We start from the raw sequence: 24397 nt of genomic DNA, 5'->3' as shown, positions 1-24397 counted from the left end.
GCCCCCGCGCACCGCGGGTTCCCGGCATTGCGAGTGGCCCGGTCACGGGCACCCCCGACCTCGCAAAGCTCCCCGGAACGCTACCGCTGGGGCTGGTGGGACCGGTCACCGCATGCCAGGTGACCAGCCGTGTCGGCCGGACCGGATATCGTGGCGGACCGTGACGGCCCCGGACCACGAAGCCGATGTGCTGCGCGCGGGCGTCGCGGGAACCACCGCGACGGACGCGCCGGCCACGCAGGCTCCCGAGCAGACCCGCGACGGCGGGCAGCGCCTGCAGCTCTTCGCCTACCTGCAGGCGCCTGAGCACCGCACCTACCTGGCGATCATGCGGCTGTTCACCTCGACGCTGCTGGCCGACCTGTCCGCCGGCGAGGTGGGCGCGGCACTGGCCGCCGCCGAGCGGGAGGGCCGGGTGGCCGCCGGAGAGTCCGATGTGGACACCGTGATCGACCGGCTCAAGCAGCTGGTCAAGTGGGGCAACCTGGTGGTGGGCCGCCGCGAGACGATCGCGTCGAGCATCGCCGAGTTCCAGCACGGCAGCGTGCGCTACCAGGTCAGCAAGCTCGCGGTCCGGGTGCAGCGGGACGTCGACGCGCTGCTGCGGGTTCCCGAGGGCGCCCGCGAGGTGTCGCGGGAGCTGCTGCCTGCCATCGACCGCGGCCTGTCCGGGATCGGCGAGGCGCTTTCCGCGGCCCTGACCGCCGAGAGCCGCGATCCGCGGGCGAAACCCGCGCGGCAGGCGCGGGAACGGCTCGCCGAGCAGGTCACCACGGTGTTCCTGCAGCACGCCGAGCTCGCCGCCACGGTGCGCGACTTCTACGCCTACCTCGGCCAGGTCGTCACCCGCCACCAGCTGGCGCCCGACGAGATCTCCGGGTTCCGGAACCTGCTGGTCGAGTACATCCAGATGGTCGTCGAGGACGTGCTGCGGCACACCGGGACGATCGCGGGTTCGCTGGCCGGGCTGGCCGGCGCCCGCGGCGAGCTGCTCCGGCTGCTGGGCCCGGCCGACCAGCTGGGCATCGACGTGGAGCGGGCGCGGGGCCGCACCGCCGCGGACTGGCAGGAGCTGACCGACTGGTTCGTCGACTCGCCGGGACGGCCGAGCCAGGTCGCGGCGCTGCGCGAGGCCACCGCCCGCGCGATCGGCTCGCTGCTGGCCAGCGTCAAGCGCGCCACCTCCGGCGGCGGGCTGGTGCCGGGGCGGCGCGGCGAGCTGCTGAAGCTGGCGAAGTGGTTCGACGGCGCCGACGAAACCACCGCCCACCAGGTGTATTCGGCCGCGTTCGGCCTGCACTCGGCGCGGCACCTGCTGCCCGCGCCGGACTACGACAGCGACAACGACAAGGTGTCGTGGCGCGACGGCCCGGTGCTCGACGTGACGGTGAGCGTGCGCAGCCGCGGAGATCGTGGGGCGCGCGGCCGGACCTCGCGGGTGCTCGACGACCCGATGACCGAGGAATCCCTGCTGGCACAAGCCCGGCAGGCCGACGAGCGGCGCTCCACCGCGGTCGCCGAGCTCGCCGCGGCGAGCTCTCGGCTGGACGAACAGCGGCTGTCGGCCGATGCTCTCGGCGTGCTGTGCGAACTGCTGACGCTGGCGATGGCGCAGCGCGATGGCTCCGACGACGCGGGCACGGCGCTCGACCCGGTGCACCGGCTGCGCGTCACGGTCCGCCCCGAAGCGGGCCAGGAGACCCGGATCTCCAGCGCCGCAGGCACTTTGACGCTCCGGGACACGGTGCTCGAAGTCTCCGGCGACGGCGCCATCCCGGACACCTCGGAGCCACTGCCCGGAGCCGCCCGATGATCAAGTCCTTCGACGACCTCCCGGACATCGACGCGGCGAACGCGGTCCGCTGCGCGCGCGTGCTGCTGCGCCGACCGCTGCTGCGCCCCGGTGGCCCGGACGGCGACCTGCTGCCGATGATCTACCGGCAGCGCGTGGTGCTCCAAGAGATCTTCTCGTCGATGCTGGGCTACCGCCTGGTGGTGGAGCGCCGCTTCGCGCGGCTGTACAAGTCCGGGCCGGGCGTGGACGCCACCCGCGGCGAGGCGTCGTTGTCGCCGCGCGGCTACGCGTACCTGGCGCTGACGCTGGCGGCGCTGACCGGAATCGGCCGCCAGGTGCTGCTGTCGCGCCTGGTCAGCGATGTCCGCGCGGCTGCGGCCGAGGCCGGGATCCAGGTGGTCGACGACCCGGCGGACCGGCGCGCCCTCACCGCGGCGCTGCGGCACCTGGTGGCGCTCGGCGTGATCACCGAAACCGAGGGCTCGGTGGCCGCGGAGGCCACCGCCGAGGCGCTGATCACCATCGACACCGACCTGCTCGGCCAGCTCATCTCCGGGCCGCTCGCCGAGGCGGAAAGCCCCGAGCAGCTGGTCGAGCTGGCTTCCGCCGCCGGGCCCCGGAACCTGGAGCACGCGGTGCGGCGCCGGCTGGTCGAGGACCCGGTCGTGCTCTACTCCGACCTGCCGGCCGAGCACTCTTCGTGGCTGCGCGAGCACGTGACCGGCGAATCCCGCCTGCTGGAGCGGTTCTTCGGCCTGGTCAGCGAGTGCCGCGCGGAGGGCGTGGTGGTCTGCGACCCGGAGGACTACCTCACCGACCTGGTCTTCCCCGGCCCCGGCACGGTCGCGCGCATCGCGCTGCTGGCGCTGCCGGAGCTGCTGGGCCGCGCGGAGCCGGACGCGGCGGGCAAGCATCCGGTGACCTGGCAGGACTTCGTCGACGTCTGCCAGGAACTGGTCGACTCCTATCCGGCCGCCTGGTCCCGGCAGGCCACCGAGGACCACCAGGCGCTGGCGCACTCGGTGGTCGCGCTGCTGCGCCGGCTCGGCCTGCTGCAGGAGCTCGACGGCCGATGGCTGCTCAGCCCGGCGGCGCACCGCTGGCTGCCGCAGCCGGACGCCACCCCGGCCCCGGGCCGGGAGCCGGAACCGGCGGCCCCGGAGCCACCGGGCTGGTCGCTGTTCGACGAGATGACGGTGTTCGACGAGATGCAAGGGGACGGTCAACGGTGAGCGCGGACAGCACGGAATCGGTGCCCACTGCCAACCGCTGGCGGCTGCACCGCGGCGGGATCGTCAACATCTGGCAGTACGCCGAGACGACCTTCGACCTGGGCGGCGGCCGGGCGATCTTCCAGGGCACCAACGGCTCCGGCAAGTCCCGCACCCTGGAGCTGCTGCTGCCGCTGTGCCTGGACGGCGACCTCCGCCAGCTGGGTTCGAAGGGCTTCGACACGGTCAGCATCCGGCGCCTGATGCTCGACGAGTACCCGGGCGGGCCGAACCGGATCGGCTACGCCTGGATCGAGCTGCACCGCGAAACCCCGGGCGGGACTGAGGAATTTCTCACCTGCGGCATCGGCGTGAAGGCGTCGAAGACCTCGCAGTCGATCAGCGACTCGTGGCGGTTCATCACCAGCCGCCGGGTCGGCATCAACCTCTACCTGGTCGGCGCGGACCGGGTGCCGCTGGGTTCGGCGCAACTGCGCGAGCTGCTCGGCGCCGACTGCGTCCTCGACGACCAGGCGTTCCGCGCGAAGGTCGCCGCCTCGGTCTACGGCGTGCCCGCCGCGCGCTACGGCGACCTGCTGCACCTGCAGCGCACGCTGCGCAACCCCGACGTCGGCCTGAAGGTCCTGGAGGGGCAGCTGGAGCAGATCCTGTCGGACGCGCTGCCGCCGCTGGACCCGGGCCTGATCGAGCGGCTGGCGACGTCGTTCGACGACCTGGAGTCGATCCGGGAGAACATCGTCCGGCTGACCGGCGCGGACAAGGCGCTGACCGCGTTCTTGTCCACCTATTCCGGCTACGCCTTCGGCGCCCTGCGCGACCGCGCCGATGCGATGCGCACCGCGCAGGACAGGCTGCGTGCGCTGCGCAAGGAGCTGACCGGCCTGGAGAAGCAGGGGTCGGGCAAGCAGCGGGACCGGGAGACCGCGCAGGAGACGATCGCCGAACTCGAACGGCGCGAAGCGGAGCTGGAATCCAGCATCGACGCGTTGCGCTCCCACCCGGCGTATTCCGAGCTGCAGAACCTGCGCGACCGCGAGCGGCTGGTGGAAAGCGCCCGCGCCGCAGCGGTTTCCGCGCTCGACACGGCGAGCAAGCACCGCGCGCAGGAGCACCGCTCGGCGGAGTCGGTGGTCGGCATGCTGCGCCGGTTGACCGGCGATTCGGAGGCCGCCGAGCAGGCCGCGGCCCGCGCCGCGCAGCAGCTTTCGACGGCGGGGCTGGACGGGGCGCTGGTGCCGCGGCCACCGGCCATTCCGGCCGCCGAGGTTCGGTCCGAGCAGGCGCGGGTGCGCACCTCTCCGGAGCCGGACGCCGAGCCGCTGCCCGTCGACCGCTACGCCGCGCCGCAGCTGGACACCGATGCGCTGGCCGCGGAATTCCGCGCCGCCATGGGAACTTCCGAGGAGGTCTCGGCGGTCGCCCGGCAGCGTTCGGCGCTGACGCTCGCGCTGCACCAGCAGGCCCAGGAGCTGGACGGGGAGCAGGACAAGGTCGTCGAGCTCCAGCGGCAGGCCCGGCAGGCGCAGCTGACCTCGACCGAGGCGGCCGGCCGGCGCAACCAGGCGCAGCAGGAACTCGCCGACGCCGCGGCGGTGTGGGTGGAGCGCGCGCAGAAGTGGGCCGTCGCCTGGCCATCCACTGTGGACGATCAGCTGCCGGAGCCGCCGTCGGCGGAGGACCTCGTCGCGGACCGGTCGACGACGCGGCAAGCCCGCGAGCAGGCACGCCGCTGGGCCAAGCCGCAGCTGCATGAGGCCCGCCGCCAGGTTGCCGAGGTGGAGCAGGAGATCACCGAGCTCCACGCGGAATCCCGGTCCCGCGAACAGGAACTCGCCGAGCTCCGCGCCGGGCACGAGCAGACGCCGAACCGCCCCGCCTGGGCCGACGCCGATCGCGACACCGCCCGGGGCCGGGCCTTCTACGAACTCGTGGACTTCCAGCCGTCGCTGGACGAATCCGACCGGGCCGGGCTGGAGGCGGCGCTGCAGTCCAGCGGGCTGCTCAACGCCTGGGTCACCGCCGAAGGCGAGGTCCCCGGCCTCGCCGACCTGCTCGCCGCGCCGGCCGAGCCCGGCTCTGGCGGCACGCTGGCCGAGCTGTTGTCGCCCGCCGCCGAGGCCGACTGCTCGGTGCTGCCGGAGCGGGTCGCGGCCCTGCTGGCCTCGGTGTCGATCGACGGCGGCGCCGGGCTTTCGGTGTCGGTCACCGGCGCCTGGCGCGCGGGGGTGCTGTCCGGCTCCTGGCGCAAGGAAGCCGCGGAGTACGTCGGCGCGGGCGCCCGCGAAGCGGCCCGGGCCCGGCGCATCGCGGAGCTGGAGGAAGATCTCGCGCGGCTGCGCGCGGAGACCGGCGAAGCCGAGCGGCGGCACCGCGAGGCGAGCGAGGACACCGCAGCGCTGGAGCAGCACCTTGAGTCCTACCCGGACGACAGCGACCTGCTGACCGCGCACGCCAAGCTGACCACGGCGATCGAGTCCGCAGAGGACGCCGACCAGAAGGCCGTGCAGCTGCGTGAGCAGCACGAGAGCGCCGATCAGCGCTGGCAGGCGGCGCAAGCCGAGCTGGTGCGGTCGGCAGGCGAAGCCGACCTGCCCGCAGACACGCAGGCGCTCGACGCCGCCCACCGCGCCGCCCTCGACGCCCGCGCGGGCATCGACGCGCTCCGCGAGGCGATCGAGTCGCGCTGCCTGCCGACGCTCACCGACCTGCGGGACCTCTCGCTGCACCACGACGCGGCGGTGGCCGACCGGATGGAGGCCGAGTCGCAGGCCGAGCAGCGCTGCGCCGAGTACGCGGAGCAGGCCACCGGCCTCGCGGAGCTCACCTCCGCCGTCGGCGGCGAGGCGCAGCAGATCGCCGACAAGGTCGGCGCGTTCGAGCGGGAGCGGGCCGAGCTGCGCACGCAACTGCCGCAGGCGCGGGAGAAGATCAGCTCGCTGCGGGAGTCCTCGGCGCGGTTGGAAACCCAGCTGGAGCACAAGCAGTCCCAGCTCGCGGGCCGCGAGCAGGATTCGTCGGCGGCGACCGAAGCCTTCCAGCAGGCGCTGCGGATCCCGGGCCTGTGGTCGGCCGCGGACGTCGGCGAGACCGCGCCGGACGACCCGGCCGATGCGGCGCGGGTGCTCGCCGAGGCGGACCGCCGGGGCTCGTCGGAGGCCACGGTGCTCAACCGGCTGCAAACCCTGCAGCACTCGCTGAGCGGCAACTACGACATCACGGCCGCCGACCAGCACGGCCTGCTCACCGTGACCGTCACCGGCGAGGAGGGCCCGCAGCCGGTGGCCGACGCCGCGCGGCGGGTCGGCGAACGGCTCGCCGAACAGCGCGGCTACCTCAACGAGCGCTACCAGTCGATCTTCGCCGACTACCTGATCCGCGACCTCGCGGAGCGGCTGCGCGGCCAGGTCGGCATCGCCGAAGACCTGTGCAAGCGGATGAACGAGGTGCTCGACGGCGCCCGCTCCAGCCAGGGCGTGCACGTCCAGCTGGAATGGCAGCCGTCGGCGGCGCTCGGCGACGACATCAAGCAGGCCATCGACCTGGTCCGCACCCCGTTCGCCAGCCGCAGCGACGACCAGGACGCGCTGCTGCGCCGGGTGTTCACCGACCTCATCGAGTCCGAGCGGGACAGCACTTCGGGCGGCTACGCGGAAATCCTGGCGCGGGCGCTGGACTACCGGTCGTGGTTCGCGTTCACGGTGCGGGTCCGCGACATCGGCCCGGACGGCAAGCCGCGCGTCCGACGGCTGCGGCAGCTGTCCTCCGGCGAGACGCGGCTGATCTCCTACGTGACGCTGTTCGCCGCGGCGGCGGCGTTCTACGACGCGGTCAGCGTGTCCTCGGACGGGCGCGGGCCGCTTCGGCTGGTGCTGCTGGACGAGGCGTTTGAGCGGCTGGACGACCCGACGATCGCGCGGATGCTCGGCCTGCTGGTGGACCTGGACATGGACTGGCTGATCACCTGGCCGAGCGGCTGGGGCGTGTCCCCGAAGATCCCGAAGATGCACATCTACGACGTGCTGCGCCCGCGCAGCGGCCACGGCATCGCCTGCACCCACACCACCTGGGACGGCGCCGCCCTCGACCGCACCGACGGATGATCTCGGCGCGGCGGGGCGTGGCTCCGGGCCGTTGATGCGGCAGCGGTTCCGGCAAGGCCGACGGGCGCGAAATTGGCACCACCTGCGCAAACGGAGCAGGATGATCACGGACGTCGTCGCCCGGCATGGGCGCATGTTCTCGCGAAATCGCGCCCATGCCGGGTGACGGTGGGCCTCGCCGGAGCCCTGCCTCGGGGTCCGGCGGAGGTGGGGTTGTCAGCGGGTGTCCTTGACGCCGCATAATTCCGAACGAATGGGGGCGAACTGACGTGAGTGCCGAGGACGACGTCCGCGCGGCGTGGGGCGTCGAGCCGCTGCGCGGACTGTGGGAGAAGGCCCGGGAAACGCTGGAGGCGGCGAGCCCGCCGGCGACTTTCCGGCTGGAGCTGCCCGACGCCGAAGCCCAGCGAGCCGTCGGCGAGCTGTACGGCCGCCCGATGTGGGGCCAGGGCACCCGGATCAGCCTGTCCAAATTGGATGAAGCGACCCGGCGGAGCCGGTTCGCGTTGGGGCTGGCGGAAGTCCTGGAGATCCTGCACGAGCGGCCGCTGGGGCGACGTGAGGCCGCGGAGCGGGACGAACGGCGCGAGCGGACCGCGGAGACCGTGCGAGCGGCACTCGCGGAGCGAGGGCTCGCGACGGCCGCATGGGCGGAGCCGTGGACGCAGTGGCTCCAGCAGTACGGGCGAGTCGGTGACGACGAGCTACCCGCCGTCGCGCGGAGCGCGGCCAAGGCGCTGGGCGCGTTAGCGCTGGCGGAGCCGCCGGAGGCGTGGACGTCGCGCAGCGAGCTCGCGGCGAGCGTTGGCGGAGCGCACGCGCTCGACAACGGCACGGCGTTGAGCCGGGTCGTGCTCAAGGCGGCTGCGCTGGCGCATGGCGTGGAGACGCCGGGCAACGAGCGCGAGCGCCGGGCTTTGTGGGAGCGCTGCGGGGTCACGCTCGATGCCGTGTCCGCGACCGTGCTGTGCTGGGCCTTGCCGCTGGCCGGCTCCGACGACTGGTCTCAGGGCGTCCGGCAGCGGACCGCGCTGGGCCTGCCGACCCACCTGACCCACCTCGACCTGCGCGCCGCCCCGGCCCGCCTCTCCGAACCCGGCACTGCGATCGCGGTGTGCGAGAACCCGCGAGTCCTCGAATCGGCCGTGGAAGAGGGCATCTCGCATCCCGTGGTCTGCGTGTCGGGCCGCCCCTCGACCGTCACCAGGGCGCTGTTGCAGCGCCTCGCGGACTGCGGTGCCGTTCTGCACTACCACGGCGACTTCGACTGGCCGGGCGTCAGCATCACCAGCTCGCTCCTGGCGCACCACGGCGCGCGCCCCTGGCGGATGTCCGCGGCCGACTACCGCGAAGCCCTCGACCATGCCGCCGCGACCCGCACCGACCTGCCCAACCTGGTCGGCGCCCCGCTCGAAACCCCCTGGGATCCGCAGCTGTCCGAGCTGATGAGCACAGCGGCCCGGGCGATCGAAGAGGAAGCGGTGCTGCCCACCCTCCTCGCCGACCTCCGGCGCGGGCTGAGCACGTCGCGCACCTGACCCCGCCCACCGGCCAGGATCGACGGTTCCCTCTGGTCAGGGAACCGTGAGCGGTGGGGAGTGCGATGGTGCCCCGAACCGCTCACGGGCACTTCCGCGCCTCAGAACAGCTGGTACATGACGTGCAGGCCGACGTAGCCGTGGGCCGGGTGCTGGAACGCCTCCGGCAGGGTCGCCACGATCCGCATGCCGAGCGACCGCCAAAGGGCGACGGCCCGGTCGTTGGTCTCGACGACCGCGTTGAACTGCATCGCGCGGAAGCCGTCCGCTCGCGCCTGGTCCAGGACGTGGCGGCCCAGCGCCCGGCCCGCGCCGCGCCCGGCGTGTTCGGGGTCGACCATGAAGCTGGCCGTCGCGACGTGCGCGGCCGGCCCCTCGTGGTTCGGGCCGGACACCGCGGTGCCCACCACTCGGCCGTCGTCGACGGCGACGACCGTCCGGCCCGGCGGCTGCGGGAACCAGCGCTGCCTGGCGCGCTGCTCGTCGATGTCGCGGTCCCAGGAGAACGTCTCCCCCGCCGCCGCGATCTCCCGCATGAACGACCAGATCGCCGACCAGTCATCCGGGTGCGCTTCGCGAATCCGCATGGCCCGCAAGCTAAGGCCCCGGGCCGTGAGGTCGCCACCCGTTTTCGGTCCCGGATGAAGTTGTGCGAAGCCCGGGAGTGCCCTTACTTTCGCCGCATGGCGTCGGTCGTCGTGGAATTCTCGGCGCGGGAGCCGGAGCGGCTCGCGCGGTGGTGGGCAGACGTGCTCGGCTGGCGGCTCGACACGGCGTGCGGGATCGTCGTCCAGCCGACCGGCCCCGGGGTGCCGTTGCGGTTCGTCGCCAGCGCGCGCGTCAAGAGCCGCAAGAACGGCGTGCACCTGGACCTGCGCAGCGAGACGCACGACGACCAGAACCGGATCGTGGAGCGGTTGTTCAACGCCGGCGCCCGGTTCGCCGACATCGACCAGAGCAGCGAAGTGCCGTGGGTGGTGATGGCCGACCTCGAAGGCAACGAGCTGTGCGTGCTCGAACCGCGCAAGGTCTACGCCAACACCGGCCCGGTCGCCGCGGTCGTGGTCGACACCCAGGACCCGCGCTCGGACGCCCGGACCATGACGGCGGCGACCGGCATGGAACTGGCGGGCGAGCGCACCGAGTTCGCGTCCCTGCACCCGGTCTCGGGCGAAGGGCCGTTCCTGGAGTTCCTGGAGAACGACGACGGCCCGGCGGGCATGCTCCGCGTCCTCGTCGAGTGACCCGCGCGCCGCTGGCCGGGCGCGACCGGCTCAGCGGTGGGCAGGTTCGATGATCTTGACGCCGTGCAGGCGCCGGATGAAGTCCGCGCCGAACGCCGTGGCCGGGGTGTGGGCGCCGGGCGCCGGCGGTTCGGAGCGCAGGGCGCCGACCGCCCGGAGCACCGCGTCCGCCGTGAGGTCGTAGGTGTCCGGGCCGATCAGGGCCGCCGACACGCTCGTGCCGTCCGGCGCCGTCGCCTCCGCGTACACCTCGACCCAGCTGCGCGAACGGGTCGCCCGCCCCGGGCCGCGCACGGCCGCGCCGATCGCCGCCCGGCCCAGCCGCTGCACGATGTGCGACCCCATCACGACCTGCGACAGCCTGGCCGAGCGCGGGCCGGTCCGGGTGAGCCCGGGCAGGTGCGCGAACGTGGTGATGTTGCCGATCCCGGTGCTGCGGTAGGCCGTGCTGACGTCGCCCCAGGGCAGCGAGGCGACCCGGCGCGGCCCGGACGGGAACGGGATCTCGCGCCGCCGCCACGCCATCGGCACGGAGCGCACCTCGCCGTCGATGCGCGCCCGACCGCCCAGCGCGGCTCCCTCCAGCGCGCTCTTCAGCGTCCCGCCGCTGATCCCGCCGCTGGAGTGGAAGGCGAGGTCGAGGTGCGTCGCCGTCGGCAGCTCGGCGGCGACCATCGCGGCCAGGCAGTCGGTGGGCACCACGTCGAAGCCCGAGCCCGGCAGCAGCACCACCCCGGCGCGCCGGGCGTCCTCGTGGCGCTCGAAAACTGCCTCGAACACGTCGATCTCGCCGGTGATGTCGAGGTAGTGCGCGCCGGCGCGCAAGCAGCCCTCGACCATCGGCGCCGACGTCGCGGAGAACGGCCCGGCGCAGTGCGCCACGACGTCGACATCGCGCAGCGCCTCGGCGACCGCGTTCGGGTCTGCGAGGTCGAAGACCCGGTAGGGCAGGCCGCGAGGCGTGGCGAAGGCCGCGACCTTGCCCGGATCGCGTCCGGCCAGCACCGGCCGCTCGCCGCGGTCGAGCGCCAGGTCAGCGACCAGCTGACCGGTGTAGCCGCTCGCTCCGTAGATCATCCAGGTCATCGCAATCCTCCCGGTCACGCCGAACACCCTGGTAACGAACACCCCTGGGAACGGTCACGGGTTGCCCCGAGTTGTTCCGATCACCCCAGATCGCCGCGCGCCCCGCGCGATCAGTTCGCCGAGCGGCCGAGGGCGGCGGCGATCGCGCTCGCCGTGTCCCGGACCTGACCGAGGAGGCGTTCCAGCTCGGGCAGGTCGGCGTCCGCTCGCACCGTCGTCAGCGAGACGGCCGCCGCGAGCTGCCCGGTGGCGTCCGGGATCCCCACGCCGATGCAGTGCACCAGCGGCTCGAACTCCGCCTGGTCGGTGGCGTAGCCGAGCCGCTCGACCTCGGCGAGGTGATCGCGGAACTCAGTCTCGTCGGTGATGGTGCGCTCGGTGTAGCGGGTGAAGGCGTGCGCGGCCAGCAGGCGGTCCCGGCGTTCGGTGGGCAGCGCCGCCAGGATCACCTTGCTGGCGGCGGCGGTGTGCAGCGGCACCGCCCGGCCGATCCGCGACCAGGTGCGGATCGACGCCGCGCCGTCGATCTTGTCGACGTAGACGATCTGACCGTCCACCAGCTGCGCCAGGTGCACCGTCGAGCGCGTGGCGTCCGCGAGCGCGATCAGGTGCGGCCGGGCGACGGCCCGCAGGTCCATCTCCTCCAGCACCTGCTGGCCGAGCTCGACCAGCCGGAACCCGAGGCGGTACCGGCCGTCCGGGCCGCGGGCGATCAGGCCGCCGTCGGCCAGCGGCTGCAGCATGCGCAGCGCGGTCGAGCTGTGCACGCCGAGCTCGCGCGCCAGCTCCGCGATGGTCTTGGGCGCCGCGGCGAGGGTTTCAAGCACGTGGACCGCCTTGGCGACCGTCTTCGACATCGATACCCCCTCGATCGCGCTGCAACATTAACAGAGGAATTGCAAATATTGCAGCGCGAGCCCGGGGCGACGCTCGCCGGCGCCCGGCCGAAACCCACTCCGGTAGCCCCAAACCGACAAGAATTCACTTTTCATAGAACCATTCCAATCCGATCTCATCCCTTCCGCCCGGACGCACGGGCACGACAAGAGCACGCCACCACAACTAATTGCGAAACTCGCTCGGGTGAAAGATCCCTCCCGGACCATCCCCAAATTGACAGCAAACCTGGCGGGTGATCGACTTCTCGTTGCCCTGTCAGCAATTCGGTACATGAAAGAAGGCCCCGAATGCGACACTCGCCCGTCCTGCTCAGCGCCGTGTTGACGGCCGCCGCGTTCGCGATCGTGCCGACCGCCCCGGCGCTCGCGGCAGTCCAGCAAGCCCCGGCTTGCGCGCTGTTCGCCTACCAGCCGACGCGTGACGGCAACACCCTGACCGCCATCGGCGGGCGAACCGGCTGCCTGAACAGCGCGACGGTCACCGTGCGGATCGTCGTCGAGCAGAAGGACGCGACACCGAAGGCGATCGGCGAGTTGGCGCAGAGCGGTACCGAGATCAACCTGACCACGAAGGCGCCGTGCAACTCCGGCGCCACCGTCAAGGTGCACACCGAGACGATCAGCTCGACGGGAGCCATCGCGCACTCCCCGACGACCACCTTCGAGAAGTGCTGATCCGGCTCTGAGCGGCTGCCGGGGTGCGGGCACCTCGGCAACCGGGCCGGCGGCGTCAGCCGCGGCCTCCCAAGGCACCGCCTCGCGTGGGCATCCCGACAGCGTGCATCGGGCCCCACCGAGGCGGTGTCTTCGTCATGCCGCCCGAAAATGTTCCTCCCGCGACACGGCGAATCTGCTGAACCACCAACGCGTCGGCCCCGAAATTGCAGACCACTTCCGCCGCACTCCTCGAATCCCTCCTCCTTTCTCGCCGAAATCGCGATGTCATATCCGGTCGAATATTCCTCCGCTGCACCGGAGGAATTCCCCGCCACTCGGCAAACCCGCATTCCGCGCCGGATTCCGCCGCGGCGGGCTCAAGCCGCGGCGAGCACCCGGCCCGGCACGTCCGGGTCGCAGCCCAGCCGGGGCAGCTGCGCGCGAACGGCACCGCGGGTCCGGCCGAACTCCTCGCCGAGCTCCCCGATCAACCGGCTCGCGGTTTCGCCGACCGAGCTCAGCCACCGCTCCCGGAGCCGCTCGCCGTCGGCTTCGGTCCACGGCCGGCCGGCGTTGGGCGGCCGTGGTCGGCTCCGCCCGCGCCTTGTGGCCCACGGCGAGTGCAGCGCGGCCAGACCGTCCAAGGTCTGGGCCAGGAACGCGTTCGCGTCGCCGAGGCCGTCGACGGCGATCAGCAGGTTGCCCTCGGCCACGACGCGGCCGTCGGCGTCCGCCCCGGTGAACTCCACCGCGACGGTGGCCGGCTGGTCTTCGCCGGCGGGCTCGCCCTTGGCGGTGACTCCGTAGATGTGCTGTCCGACTCGTACTTCGTTGCGGAAATCCATGCCTCGAAGCTAAGGGCCCCGGCGGGCGGACTCCGGGAGTCAAGCATCGAACCGGCGCGTGTCGGGACGAGATCTCGATCGAGTGAGGGGTGACTCACACCCGGGACCGGAACACCGCCGCGGGTCCGGCCGTTGAACAGTTCGGTCGATGCGCCCGTGTCCCCCGGGCCTCAATGACCGCCTTCGCGGAATACCGTTCGGCTGGAGCCGCGTCGCGCCAATCGCCGCAGAGGCGACCGGCGCATCGGCCACCAAACGAAGAAGACCCCCGCCCAAGTCCTCGGGCGGGGGTCTTTTCGCTTGACCGGTCGAACACCACGGCGTCTCCACAGGTGCTTGGGCAACCTGCGACACACAACGCTGGCACAGTTCAAGCTGCCGCAAGCGGCGCGCCGCTTAGCCCGCCCTCGCAACTCGCACCGCCGCGGGTTCACGGCGCCCACTCCTCTGGGGTTCTCCCAGCGAGGACAGCCCCGATGCCGCGTATTGGTCATGCATAAGTCGGGGATCCCACAGCCGAGAAGGCCGCAGCAACTCCCGCAGGGGGGGCCGCTAGCCGCACCGCCACGCAAAACGAGCCTGGAACACTATTTCCACGTCAGGCGAACGGCGGCTTGTCCGGCTGGCAGACCTGGCCCGGCTCCGGGACCTTCAGGTCCGTCAGGAAGTCCGCCGCGATCCGGTCCGTGCACGAGCTGTTCCCCAGGATGCAGTGGCCGAACGAGTCGACGCTCACCAAGCGCGCGTTGCCCAGTTCCCGCTCCATGCGGCGGGAGAACTCGTACTGGGTCGCCGGGTCGTAGAAGTTCCCGAACAGCAGCACCGGGTTCGCCGCCTGGTGCTGCCACGGACCGCGGTGCACGTCCGGGTCGATCTCCGGCCAGTTCGAGCACGCGGCCAGGTCGCTGAACGCCTGCGACCGGCCGAAGGTCGTCGATTCCGCCTCCCACTGGGCGGCGATGCCCGGAACCTGCTCGGGCTTCTTGGGAATCGGCTTGTCCGCGCAGTTCACCCCGTAGTAGGTGTCGTCCACGTAGAGCCGATCTTCGCGTCCGGGTCGGCCGCCGCGCGGCGCATCATCGCCAGTTCGACGGTGCCCTTGCGCGGGTCGTCGTGGTCGACCGGCACCGGGTAGCTCGCGCAGCGGTAGAGGTAGCGCTCGGTGATCGGCATCCCGCCCAGCGCATCGCTGTCGCACTCTCCCCAGGCAACCGGTGCGGCACCAGGAGGTTGTGCCATCGCCGGTGATCCCGCCACCACCACTGTGCCCGTGACCAGCACGCACGTCGCGATGGCCAACGCTCGGCCTAATCGGCCGGAAGGCGCCCCCACCCGAACCTCCTTGTGTCGTCTGAGAACTCCGGCTTGGAGTCAACAGTCCGAAAAGGAGGGCGGACACCGCAGAATGCACGAACCTCCAGCGCAGGAGGCGTGCTCTTCGGACTAAGGGTCCGCACGTACGGGTCGTCCCGGATGATGGCGGTTTCGCGCGAAAGCGGCTGTTTCACCCGATCCTGGAGGCGGTCACGGGACCAGGAAGCGGCTGTCCCGGGCGTCGGTGATCGCCATGTAGCCGGGCGCGTGGCCGATGGCGAACGGCGGCCTGGACCGCATCACGGCCGCCTGCGGCGTCACCCCGCAGGCCCAGAACACCGGGATCTCGCCGGGCCGGATCTCCACCGCGCCGCCGAAGTCGGGCCGGTCGATGTCCTTGATCCCCAACGCTTCCGGCGCGCCGATGTGCACCGGGGCGCCGTGCACCGCCGGGTAGCGGGCGGTCACGCGGACCGCGGTGGACACCAGTTCCGCGGGCACCGGCCGCATCGACACCACCAGCGGCCCGGCCAACCGGCCCGCCGGGCGGCATTCCCGGTTCGTCCGGTACATCGGGACGTTGCTGCCCGCCTCGATGTGGCGCACCGGGACCTCGGCCTCCAGCAACGCCGCCTCGAAGGTGAAGCTGCAGCCGATCAGGAACGACACGAGGTCGTCCCGCCACAGGTCGGTGACCTCGGCGCGCTCCTCCGCCAGCTCGCCGTCCCGGTAGACGGTGTACGCGGGCAGGTCGGTGCGCAGGTCCCCGGCGAAGATCGACATGCCGGTCTCGCCCGGCTCGGTCACGTCGAGCACCGGGCACGAGCGCGGATTCCGCTGCGCGAACAGCAGGAAGTCGTAGGCGTACTCGCGCGGCAGCGAGATGAGGTTCGCTTGCGTCCAGCCCGCGCTGTAACCCGAGGTGGGCACGCGCAGGCCGGCGCGGAACTCCGCGCGGGCCTGGTCCGGCGACATCGCCTGCGGCTGCGTCATCGAATTCTCCCTACTTGAGCAGTGAAACTCCGCCCGTTCTTCAGTTGTGAAGCGCCGAAGGCGCTTTGCAAATCCTCGAGGCCGGCGTCCCGGCCCGCGCCCACCCGTCGAGGGCCGCGTACCGGACGGAGATCCCGCGGTCCGAGCTGAGGTTCCGCCCCGCTACGAAAGACGGGAACCCTTTTTCAAGCGGAAGCGGATCCGCTGCCCGGGACGCGCCTGGGCGGCTGCGTCGAGGTCGGCGGCGGCAACCACGGCGATCACCGGGTAGCCGCCGGTCACCGGGTGGTCGGCGAGGAACAGAGTGGGCCGCGCCGACGGTGGCACCTGCAGCGCACCGGCGACCATGCCCTCGCTGGGCAACTCCTCGGTGCAGCTCCGGTCCAGCGCCGGGCCGTCCAGCCGCATGCCGATCCGGTTGCTCTCGGCGGTGACCTCGTACGGCTTGCTGACCAGGGTGGTCAGGGCGTCGTCGACGAACCAGTCGTGGCGCGGTCCCGGCGCCACGCTCAGCACGATCTCGTCGGCCGGGCACACCGCCACCGGTGCGACGTCCACCTGCGGGAACCGTTCGGGCGGCGGGCCGACCGGCAGCACCGCGCCACCGGCCAGCGGCTGCGGCCCGAGCCCGGCGAGGACATCGGTGGCGCGCGAGCCGAGCACCGGAGGGACGGCGACGCCGCCGCGCACCGCGAGGTAGCTGCGGAGCCCGCAACCGGGCACGCCCGTCCGCAGCTCGGCACCGGCCGGGATCCGCAGCACCGAGTTCACCGCCGCGCCGCGACCGTCCACAGTGACCGGACAGGGCGCACCGGTCACCGCGGCCGTGAGGTCGCGGGTCGCGCGGACCGCTAGCCCGCCGAACGTGACCTCGATGGCCGCGGCGCCCTCGTCGTTGCCGACCAGCCTGTTGGCCAGCCGGAAGGAGCCGGCGTCGGCCGCGCCCGAGCGGCCGACGCCGATGCCGGCCAGGCCCGGTCGCCCGAGGTCCTGGATCGTCGCGAGCGGGCCCGTGGCCAGGATTTCCAGGCAGCTCATGCGACCTCCAGGAAGCGCACCCGCACGCCGGGCCGCAGCAGTGCGGGCGGATTTCGGTCGACCCGCCAGATCTCCAGGTCGGTGCGCCCGATCAGCTGCCAGCCGCCGGGCGATTCGCGCGGGTAGATGCCGCTGAACGCGCCCGCGAGGCCGACCGAGCCCGGCGGCACCTTGGTCCGCGACTCGGTGCGGCGCGGCACCACCAGCTCCGCCGGGCCACCGGAGAGGTAGCCGAAACCGGGCGCGAACCCGCCGAAGGCGACCATCCACTCCACGCTCGTGTGCCGGTGCACCACCTCGCGTTCGGTCAGACCTGTCAGCGACGCGACTTCCGCGAGGTCGGCGCCGTCGTAGACCACCGGCACCTCCACCAGCTCACCGCTGGCGCGCGAGCCGTCGCGGGGCTCGGCCGCACGCACCGCCGCCTCGACCGCGCCGATGTCGGCGCGCTGCGGGTCCAGGTGCAGCAGCAGCGTCCGGGCCGCCGGGACCAGATCAGTGACACCCTCCGGCGGGCTCTCGGCGAGGACTGCGAACAGCGCCTGCACGGCTTCGAGATCGGCCAGCTCGATGAGCAGCCCCGAATCGGCGCACCGCAGGAACCGCATCACACACCTCGCGCGACGAACGGCGCCAACGTCACTCCCCCGGCCACCAGCCGGTCCCGCACCGCCCCGGCGATGGCCACCGCGCCCGGGCTGTCGCCGTGCACGCAGATCGAATCGGCGTCGATCTTGATGTCGGAGCCGTCGATGGCCTTGATCGGCTCGCCGGCGGCCAGCCGCACGCAGCGGTCCGCGATGACGTCCGGATCGTGCAGCACGGCGCCGGGTTCGCGGCGCGACACCAGGGTGCCCTCGGGCGTGTACGCGCGGTCGGCGAAGGCCTCGCGGAACACCTGCAGCCCGGCCCGCTCGGCCCGGACCAGCCACTCGGAGCCGGGCAGCCCGAGCACCCCCAGCGACGGGTCGTAGGCGCGCACCGCGTCGACCAGGGCGGCCGCCTGGTCGGCGTGGTGCACGATCGCGTTGTAGAGCGCGCCGTGCGGCTTGACGTAGCCGACCTCGGTGCCCGCGACGCGGGCGAATCCGGCCAGCGCGCCGATCTGGTAGATCACGTCGTTGGCCAGCTCCACCGGCGGCACGTCGATGAACCGGCGGCCGAACCCTGCCAGGTCCCGGTAGCTGACCTGGGCGCCGACCACGACGCCCAGCTTCGCGGCCTGCTCGACGGCCTGGCGGATCACCGTGGCGTCCCCGGCGTGGTAGCCGCAGGCGACGTTCGCGCTGGTGACGATCCGCAGCAGCGCTTCGTCGTCGCTGAGCTCCCAGCGACCGAAGCCCTCCGCGAGGTCCGAGTTGAGGTCCATGCCCACCTCACTTCCACAGCGCGGCGATGCCGCCGAGCGAGTTGTATCCCAGGTACAAGGTCAGCAACCAGGCGAGCACACCCACGACCAGCAGCCAACGCGGGTACCGGTATCCGCCGAGCAGGTCCCGCCGCTTGGCCGCCACGAACATCAGCACGCCGAAGCCGACCGGCAGGATCAGCCCGTTGAGCGCGCCGGCCAGCACCAGCAGCGTCGTCGGCGCCTGGTCCAGCAGCAGGAACACCACCGCCGACACCGCCACGAACGCGACGACCATCCAGTTGCGGGCGCGGGCCAGCTTCGGCGAGAAGGTCACCAGGAACGACACCGAGGTGTAGGCGGCGCCGACGACCGAGGTGATGCTGGCGGCCCAGAGGATCATCCCGAACAGCCGCAGGCCGACCTCGCCGGCCGCGTGCTGGAAAGCCTCCGCGGTCGGGTTCGACGAGGCCAGCGTGACGCCGCCGGCCACGACGCCGAGCACCGCGAGGAACAGCACCAGCCGCATCACGCCGGTCACCACCAGCGAGACGACGGAGCTGCGGCTGACGTCGACGATCCGCTCCGGACCGGTCACGCCGGCGTCGACCAGGCGGTGCGCGCCCGCGTAGGTGATGTAGCCGCCGACGGTGCCGCCGATCAGGGTGGTGATGGACAGGAAGTCGACCTCCGACGGCCACACCGCCTGGGTCAGGGCCTGGCCGACGGGCGGCTGGGAGGAGAAGGCGACGAACGCGGTCAGCAGGATCATGACCACGCCGAGGACCACGACGATGCGGTCCATCGCCACCCCGGCCTTCTTGCTCAGGAAGATCCCGATGGCGATGACGGCCGAGAGGGTGCCGCCGATCTTCGCGTCCAGCCCGAACAGCGCGTCGAGGCCGAGCGAGGTGCCGGCGATGTTGCCGACGTTGAACACCAGCCCGCCGAAGACCACCAGCGCGGCCATCACGTAGCCGAGGCCGGGCACCACGCGGTTGCCCAGGTCCTGAGCTCGCATGCCGGACACGCCGATGACCCGCCACACGTTCAGCTGCACCGCGATGTCGACCAGGATCGACACCAGGATGGCGAAGGCGAAGGCCGCACCGAGCTGGATGGTGAACTGCGTCGTCTGGGTGATGAAGCCGGGGCCGATGGCGCTGGTGGCCATCAGGAAGACCGCGCCCAGCAGGGTGCTGCGCTTCGCCGCCGACGACTTGCCGTCGGCCGTGGTCGTCTGGGCCATGGCACCTCCGATCAACTCAGAACACCGGCCGTTCGCCGGTGACAGGGGTCTCGCGTTCGGGCCGCTGAGCGGCAGTTCCGGTCAAGATAGTGAATTGTTGAACAATTCTGCAATACCTGATTTGAAGCTGCCTCGTTACACTCAGATCAACTGCCGGGCACGTCGTTGGGAGCTCGATTGACCACCGCGGACCCGTGGGCGGAACTGCTCACGGCCGACCGATCGCTGCTGGACCGCACCAGCACGGCCGAACGGGTCGCCGACGTGCTGCGGCAGCGCATCATCGACGGCGCGCTCGCCCCGGGCACCCGGCTTTCCGAGGAAACCGCGGGCAAGGCGCTGGCGGTCTCCCGCAACACGCTGCGCGAGGCGTTCCGGCTGCTGGTGCACGAGCGACTGCTGGTGCACGAGTTCCACCGCGGCGTGTTCGTCCGGGTGCTCAGCGCCGACGACGTGATCGACCTGTACCGGATCCGCAGGCTGCTGGAGACCAGCGCGGTGCGCCGGGCCGGCACCGCGGCGCCCGAGCTGGTGGCGGCCGTGGACCGGGCGGTGACCGATGGCGAGCGGGCGGCCGAGGACGAGCGGTGGAGCGACGTCGGCACCGCGAACATGCGCTTCCACGAGGCGCTGGCGGCGATGGCCGCCAGCCCGCGGGTGAACGAGACGATGGGACAGCTGCTGGCCGAGTTGCGCCTCGCGTTCCACGTGATGTCGCACCCGCAGGAGTTCTACGAGCCCTACCTGGCGCTCAACCGGGCGATCGCGGACCTGGTCACCGGCGGCTCGATGGAAGCGGCGGCCGACCGGCTCGACGAGTACTTCGACGAGGCCGAGACGCAGCTCGTCGAGGCGTACAAGACCTACAACTCGCACTGACGACGTCCAGCGACGGGACAGGTCTAGGATCCTGGCGCGTGATGCCTCCGTTGCACGCTGTCGCGCAGGGCCATCGTCGACTCCGCGAAGCGCTAGCCACGCTGACCGATGATCAAGTCGCCGCGCCGTCGCTGCTCCCCGGGTGGAGCCGGGGCCATGTGCTGGCCCACCTGACCGACAACGCCCGAGCGTTCGCGCGGGTCTCCGGGCTCGCGTTACGCGGCGAACTGGTCGACGCCTACGACGGCGGGCAGGCCGAACGCGACGCGATCATCGAGGGCCTCGCCGCGAGCAGCGCCGACGAACACCGGTCCGCCATCGCCCGGCACTCCGCCGCGCTGGAAGTGGTGTGGTCGCAGGCCACTGCCGACGACTGGGCGCGCCCGGTGCGGTTCCGCAACGGCGACCTGGGCGGGCTCGTGCACATGCGCTGGCGGGAGGTGTGGATCCACCTGGTGGATCTCGACCTGGGCATCGGCCCGCGGGAGTGGAGCGACGAATTCTCCTGCCACGCGGTCGATTTCCTGATTCCGAGGTTGCCGGAGGGCGTCGTCCTGCGGCAGACCGACGGCCCGCGCCGGTGGACGACCGGCGACGCCGACGGGCGTCCCGAGATCAGCGGCCGGGCCCGCGACCTCGCGGCCTGGCTCGCGGGCCGGACGCCGGAGCACTCGCCGCTCGGCCCGCTGCCGGACCTCGGCCCCTGGCCCGCGCACCCGGACCCGATCCCGGACCAGCAGCGCCGAACGCACCGGTGACGCCCGATTTTGCCTAAAGTTGGGGACTTCCAAGCATCTCGTCGAACCTCGCCAGGTCGGGAGTCCCCCGATTTTGCCTAAAATTGGAAGCCCCAGCCGCAACTGCACCGGATCGGGAACCTTCCGATTTCGCCTGAAATTGGGGAGTTCGCGACACCTGCGGGGCTGGGCTTCCCGAAGGGCGCCTGATTCCGCCTGGAATCGGGCGCCTTCGGGGTTGCCGGTGCTGGAGGTTCCTCGTCAGGTGAGGCCTGCGAAGAGGTCGGATTCCCAGTCGTAGGTGCCGGATCCGGGGCCTCGTTCGCCGCGGACCAGCAGGTAGTGCTCCATCGCGAACTCCGGGCGCGCCACCATCTGGGCGAAGAACCCGCCGTCGTCCAGGTTGACCTGGCTGCGGTAGTGCCGCAGGGCGGCGGTCTTGATCGCGTGGAAGTCGCGACCGTCGACCATCGCAGTGAGCTCCTCGTCGGGCACCGTGTACGGCTCGAAGCCCTCGACGCCGGCCTCCTCGACCTGCTTCAGGATCGAACGCGGCAGCGTCGTCCAGTACACCTTCGACACCTGCCACGGCTCGCCGAGCTCCGGCGCGTAGTCCGGGTCTGCCGCCGGGTCGATGGAGGTCATCACCGCGCGGTGCGCGCCGATGTGGTCGGGGTGGCCGTAGCCGCCGAACTCGTCGTAGGTGATCACCACCTGGGGCCGCTCCGCGCGCAGGATCTCGACCATCGCGCGGGTGATGTCCGCGGGATCGGCCTTGGCGAAGGAGCCGTCCGCGTCGTTGCCCGCCTCGCCCGCCATGCCGCTGTCCCGCCAGCGCCCCGGGCCGCCGAGCCAGTGGTGCCGGACGTCGCCGTACTCCGCCAGCGCCGCGCGGATTTCCCCGCGCCGGTGCTCGCCCAGCGCATCGGGTTCGCCGCGCAGGTGAGCGAGATCGTCGACGATCACCTCGCCGAGCTCCCCGCTGGTGCAGGTCACCAGCGAAACCGATGCGCCTTCCGCGAGGTACCGGGCCATCGTGGCGCCGGTGGCGGTGGATTCGTCATCGGGGTGCGCGTGAACCAGCAGCAGGCGGCGATCGCTCATGAGCACGAGCCTAGCCACGGTCACCGACAGCAGGCGGCGATCGCCGACCTGGTCACACTCGCAACCTGCCGCGGAATTCGGGCAATGTTCGCCTTCCGGTCAACCAGTCCCGGCCGCCTGCGGCGAGGATCTCGGTCAGACGATCTAGGAGGCAGCAGTGTCTGGTGTTACCCGACGGGGAGTTCTCGGCATGGCCGGAGTCGCGGCGGTAGCCGGCGTGCTCGGCACCGGCGGTCAGGCGGTCGCGCGGCCGGACGGCGAGGCGCTGATCGGGCCCGCGCGCGGCGATCGGCTGCACGTGATGACGTTCAACATCCGCCTCGACACCAAGGCCGCGCCGCCGAACCCCGACGCCTGGACCACCCGCCGCCCGATCCTCGCGCAGCTGCTCAACACCGAGCAGCCCACCCTGCTCGGCGTGCAGGAAGCCTTGTACAGCCAGGTGAAGGAGGTCCGGGCGGACCTCCCGCGGCACTACGACTGGATCGGGCTGGGCCGCGAAGGCGGCGGCCGCGGCGAGTACATGTCGATCTACTTCGACACCCGCCGGGTCGAGCCGCTGGACTACGACCACTTCTGGCTCTCCGACACGCCGAACGTGATCGGCTCGAAGAGCTGGGGCAACAACGTGATCCGGATGGTCACCTGGGTGCGCTTCCTGGACCGCCGGACCGGCCGCGAGTTCGTCCACGTCAACACGCACTTCGACCACCAGTCGGAGGAATCGCGCCGCCGCAGCGCGCAGCTGGTGCGCGACCGGATCGCCGGTTTCGACGCCGCGCTGCCGGTCGTGCTCACCGGCGACTTCAACACGCCCGCCGAGACGTCGGAGTCCTTCAAGATCCTTACCGGCGGCGGGCTGGCCGACAGCTGGGCGACGGCCGCCGAGCGGCTCACCCCGGCGTGGGGCACCTTCGGCGGCTACAAGGAGCCGGTCGAGGGCAAGGAGCGGATCGACTGGCTGCTGCACAACGGGCGCTTCCGGGTGCTGCAGGCCGCGATCAACACCTACCGCAGCGACGGCTACTTCCCGTCCGACCACCTGCCGGTCCACGCGCTGCTCGAATTCGCCTGATCCGCAGGGGCATCCGTGCGGACCGCGAGCACCCCGGTGGTGCTCGCGGTCCCTTCCAGCCCAGCAGGGCGGGACGATCTCCGGAGTGATCCTCTTCGCGGTGCCTCGGCGGTAGCGTTCGCCACGTGTCTGAAGCTCCGCTGCTGATCAGCGAAATTCCTTCTTCGTGCCCAATCCTGGACCTCGCGGTGGTCGAGGTGGCCGGCGGCCCGCTGGTGATCTGCGCCGATTTCAACGGCGCCGTGTGGACCTGGGAACCGGCGCGGGACCGGTGGCGCGAGCGGCCGTTGGCGTACGCCTTCTCCGGGGATCCGCTGGCCGCCGACCATCCCGACGCCGAGAACGAGATCGGCTCGGTGGCCGCGGCCGTGTCCGGCGGGCGCGTGCTGTTGATGGCGGGCGGCAGCGAACAGGCCCCCGCCCTCTGGGATCTGGAAAGCGGTGAGCTGCTCAGGGGAACGTCCTATGGCGAGCTGTACCTCGAGGCCGTGGCCGCGGTGCGCGACGACGGCCCGGCGCGGTTCGTCACGTCCGAGTTCGATTCGGCCGAGGTCCTGCTGTGGGGACCGGCCGCGGATGAGCCTCCGGTGCCGCTGCCCATGGACGACATCGACAGCGCGAAGCTCGCGACGGCGCGGATCAACGGACGTTCCCTCGTCGCGGCGGGCGGTTCCGGGGTGTGGGTGTGGGATCTGACGCGGGACGAGCAGTTCGGGGCGTTCGAGCTGGACGACGAGGTCGCGGCCGTCGCACTGGGCAGTCTGAACGGCAACCCCGTCGCGGTGGCCGCCGCCGAGTCCTGCGAGCTGCACGCATGGACCCTGCCGGGCGACGACGTACCGATCCACGATCCGATCACCGGCCATGAGGACCGAATCCTCGCGCTGGACACCGCCACGGTCGGCGATCGGAGCATCGCGGTCACCGGGGCTGAGGACGAGACGGTGCGAATCTGGGACCTGGCCGGGGGTTCCGGAATCGGCGATCCCCTGGTCGGCCACCAGGGCAGCGTCGAGGCGGTGCGGACCACTTCGCTGAACGGCCGGCAGGTCGCCTACAGCGCAGGGCGGGACGGCATGCTCCGGATCTGGGATCTCACCGCGCTGCTCGAATTCGCCTGATCCGTTCCGCGCGCGAGGAGCACGGGCCCGTGAGTGGTTTGGGGCGCCATAGCACAATGCCGCTTAGCTTGAGTTGATCTTGGTGGTTTAGGGCCGGGATGATCTTGGTGTGGTGGATGATGGCGTGGTGGCTGGTGCCCGGT

At 71.9% G+C, this 24397-nt stretch carries 22 protein-coding genes; 10 read left to right on the top strand and 12 right to left on the bottom strand.

The window, feature by feature from the left end:
- Nucleotides 1–160: 160 nt before the first annotated feature.
- From AC07FN_RS31420 to AC07FN_RS31405, 4 genes are all read left to right on the top strand, one after another.
- Entirely contained in the window at nt 161–1813 is a 1653-nt protein-coding gene (locus AC07FN_RS31420; RefSeq protein ID WP_478398871.1) for a DUF2397 domain-containing protein, read from the top strand.
- Complete coding sequence (locus AC07FN_RS31415; protein WP_478398870.1) at nt 1810–3027, top strand: TIGR02678 family protein; 1218 nt, start codon at nt 1810–1812, stop codon at nt 3025–3027. The genes AC07FN_RS31420 and AC07FN_RS31415 overlap by 4 nt, the downstream gene beginning before the upstream one ends.
- 20 nt (nt 3028–3047) lie before the next feature.
- On the top strand, nt 3048–7127 hold the full coding sequence (locus AC07FN_RS31410) for a TIGR02680 family protein (RefSeq protein ID WP_478398869.1): 4080 nt from the start codon (nt 3048–3050) through the stop codon (nt 7125–7127).
- Between the two features lie 269 nt (nt 7128–7396).
- Nucleotides 7397–8665: a TIGR02679 family protein gene (locus AC07FN_RS31405; protein ID WP_478398868.1), complete on the top strand. Its 1269-nt coding sequence runs from the start codon at nt 7397–7399 to the stop codon at nt 8663–8665.
- A 101-nt stretch (nt 8666–8766) separates the two neighbouring features.
- Here AC07FN_RS31405 and AC07FN_RS31400 read toward each other — a convergent pair whose 3' ends face one another.
- Entirely contained in the window at nt 8767–9252 is a 486-nt protein-coding gene (locus AC07FN_RS31400) for an N-acetyltransferase family protein (protein WP_478398867.1), read from the bottom strand.
- A 96-nt stretch (nt 9253–9348) separates the two neighbouring features.
- Between AC07FN_RS31400 and AC07FN_RS31395 the strand changes: the two genes are divergently transcribed.
- Nucleotides 9349–9909 carry a VOC family protein gene (locus tag AC07FN_RS31395; RefSeq protein WP_478398866.1) on the top strand — a complete coding sequence of 187 codons (561 nt, stop codon included), beginning with the start codon at nt 9349–9351 and terminating at the stop codon, nt 9907–9909.
- A gap of 30 nt (nt 9910–9939) precedes the next feature.
- Here AC07FN_RS31395 and AC07FN_RS31390 read toward each other — a convergent pair whose 3' ends face one another.
- Together AC07FN_RS31390 and AC07FN_RS31385 are read right to left on the bottom strand one after the other, a co-directional pair.
- Entirely contained in the window at nt 9940–11013 is a 1074-nt protein-coding gene (locus AC07FN_RS31390; RefSeq protein WP_478398865.1) for a saccharopine dehydrogenase family protein, read from the bottom strand.
- Nucleotides 11014–11105: 92 nt separating this feature from the next.
- Nucleotides 11106–11852 (bottom strand): IclR family transcriptional regulator, encoded by a 747-nt coding sequence (locus AC07FN_RS31385; RefSeq protein ID WP_478398864.1) that lies wholly within the window; start codon nt 11850–11852, stop codon nt 11106–11108.
- Between the two features lie 330 nt (nt 11853–12182).
- Between AC07FN_RS31385 and AC07FN_RS31380 the strand changes: the two genes are divergently transcribed.
- On the top strand, nt 12183–12569 hold the full coding sequence (locus tag AC07FN_RS31380; RefSeq protein ID WP_478398863.1) for a hypothetical protein: 387 nt from the start codon (nt 12183–12185) through the stop codon (nt 12567–12569).
- Between the two features lie 359 nt (nt 12570–12928).
- Here the strand turns inward: AC07FN_RS31380 and AC07FN_RS31375 are convergent, their stop codons facing one another.
- The 8 genes from AC07FN_RS31375 to AC07FN_RS31340 all read right to left on the bottom strand — a co-directional run bounded on the left by AC07FN_RS31375 (nt 12929) and on the right by AC07FN_RS31340 (nt 19338).
- The gene (locus tag AC07FN_RS31375; protein WP_478398862.1) at nt 12929–13396 is read right to left on the bottom strand and encodes a hypothetical protein; all 468 of its coding nucleotides are present in this window, start codon (nt 13394–13396) and stop codon (nt 12929–12931) included.
- Between the two features lie 598 nt (nt 13397–13994).
- Nucleotides 13995–14429 (bottom strand): alpha/beta hydrolase, encoded by a 435-nt coding sequence (locus AC07FN_RS31370; protein WP_478398861.1) that lies wholly within the window; start codon nt 14427–14429, stop codon nt 13995–13997.
- On the bottom strand, nt 14405–14728 hold the full coding sequence (locus AC07FN_RS31365; protein ID WP_478398860.1) for a hypothetical protein: 324 nt from the start codon (nt 14726–14728) through the stop codon (nt 14405–14407). Before AC07FN_RS31365 ends, AC07FN_RS31370 begins: the two co-directional genes overlap by 25 nt.
- A 192-nt stretch (nt 14729–14920) precedes the next feature.
- Nucleotides 14921–15703 carry a putative hydro-lyase gene (locus AC07FN_RS31360; RefSeq protein WP_478398859.1) on the bottom strand — a complete coding sequence of 261 codons (783 nt, stop codon included), beginning with the start codon at nt 15701–15703 and terminating at the stop codon, nt 14921–14923.
- Nucleotides 15704–15865: 162 nt separating this feature from the next.
- Nucleotides 15866–16741 (bottom strand): 5-oxoprolinase subunit C family protein, encoded by an 876-nt coding sequence (locus AC07FN_RS31355; protein WP_478398858.1) that lies wholly within the window; start codon nt 16739–16741, stop codon nt 15866–15868.
- Nucleotides 16738–17349: a 5-oxoprolinase subunit PxpB gene (gene pxpB, locus AC07FN_RS31350; RefSeq protein ID WP_478398857.1), complete on the bottom strand. Its 612-nt coding sequence runs from the start codon at nt 17347–17349 to the stop codon at nt 16738–16740. Before pxpB ends, AC07FN_RS31355 begins: the two co-directional genes overlap by 4 nt.
- On the bottom strand, nt 17349–18110 hold the full coding sequence (locus AC07FN_RS31345; protein WP_478398856.1) for a LamB/YcsF family protein: 762 nt from the start codon (nt 18108–18110) through the stop codon (nt 17349–17351). The genes pxpB and AC07FN_RS31345 overlap by 1 nt, the downstream gene beginning before the upstream one ends.
- A gap of 7 nt (nt 18111–18117) precedes the next feature.
- On the bottom strand, nt 18118–19338 hold the full coding sequence (locus tag AC07FN_RS31340; RefSeq protein ID WP_478398855.1) for an NRAMP family divalent metal transporter: 1221 nt from the start codon (nt 19336–19338) through the stop codon (nt 18118–18120).
- 177 nt (nt 19339–19515) lie between these two features.
- Between AC07FN_RS31340 and AC07FN_RS31335 the strand changes: the two genes are divergently transcribed.
- Together AC07FN_RS31335 and AC07FN_RS31330 are read left to right on the top strand one after the other, a co-directional pair.
- The gene (locus AC07FN_RS31335) at nt 19516–20217 is read left to right on the top strand and encodes a GntR family transcriptional regulator (RefSeq protein ID WP_478398854.1); all 702 of its coding nucleotides are present in this window, start codon (nt 19516–19518) and stop codon (nt 20215–20217) included.
- A gap of 41 nt (nt 20218–20258) precedes the next feature.
- A complete protein-coding gene (locus tag AC07FN_RS31330) occupies nt 20259–20975 on the top strand; it encodes a maleylpyruvate isomerase family mycothiol-dependent enzyme (protein ID WP_478398905.1) in 717 nt (238 codons plus the stop codon).
- 240 nt (nt 20976–21215) lie between these two features.
- On the opposite strand, the gene mshB is transcribed toward AC07FN_RS31330, so the two are convergent.
- Nucleotides 21216–22040, bottom strand: a complete 825-nt coding sequence (gene mshB, locus AC07FN_RS31325) for an N-acetyl-1-D-myo-inositol-2-amino-2-deoxy-alpha-D-glucopyranoside deacetylase (protein WP_478398904.1) — start codon at nt 22038–22040, stop codon at nt 21216–21218.
- A gap of 175 nt (nt 22041–22215) precedes the next feature.
- On the opposite strand from mshB, the gene AC07FN_RS31320 reads away from it, so the two are divergent.
- Both AC07FN_RS31320 and AC07FN_RS31315 read left to right on the top strand, forming a co-directional pair.
- Nucleotides 22216–23133: an endonuclease/exonuclease/phosphatase family protein gene (locus AC07FN_RS31320; protein WP_478398853.1), complete on the top strand. Its 918-nt coding sequence runs from the start codon at nt 22216–22218 to the stop codon at nt 23131–23133.
- 125 nt (nt 23134–23258) lie between these two features.
- Nucleotides 23259–24254: a WD40 repeat domain-containing protein gene (locus tag AC07FN_RS31315; protein ID WP_478398852.1), complete on the top strand. Its 996-nt coding sequence runs from the start codon at nt 23259–23261 to the stop codon at nt 24252–24254.
- Nucleotides 24255–24397: the final 143 nt, after the last annotated feature.

This window comes from Saccharopolyspora sp. NPDC045941, from assembly GCF_056431445.1.
The sequence above is the reverse complement of the archived record's forward strand: the minus strand, read 5'-3'. Positions and strand labels throughout refer to the sequence as shown.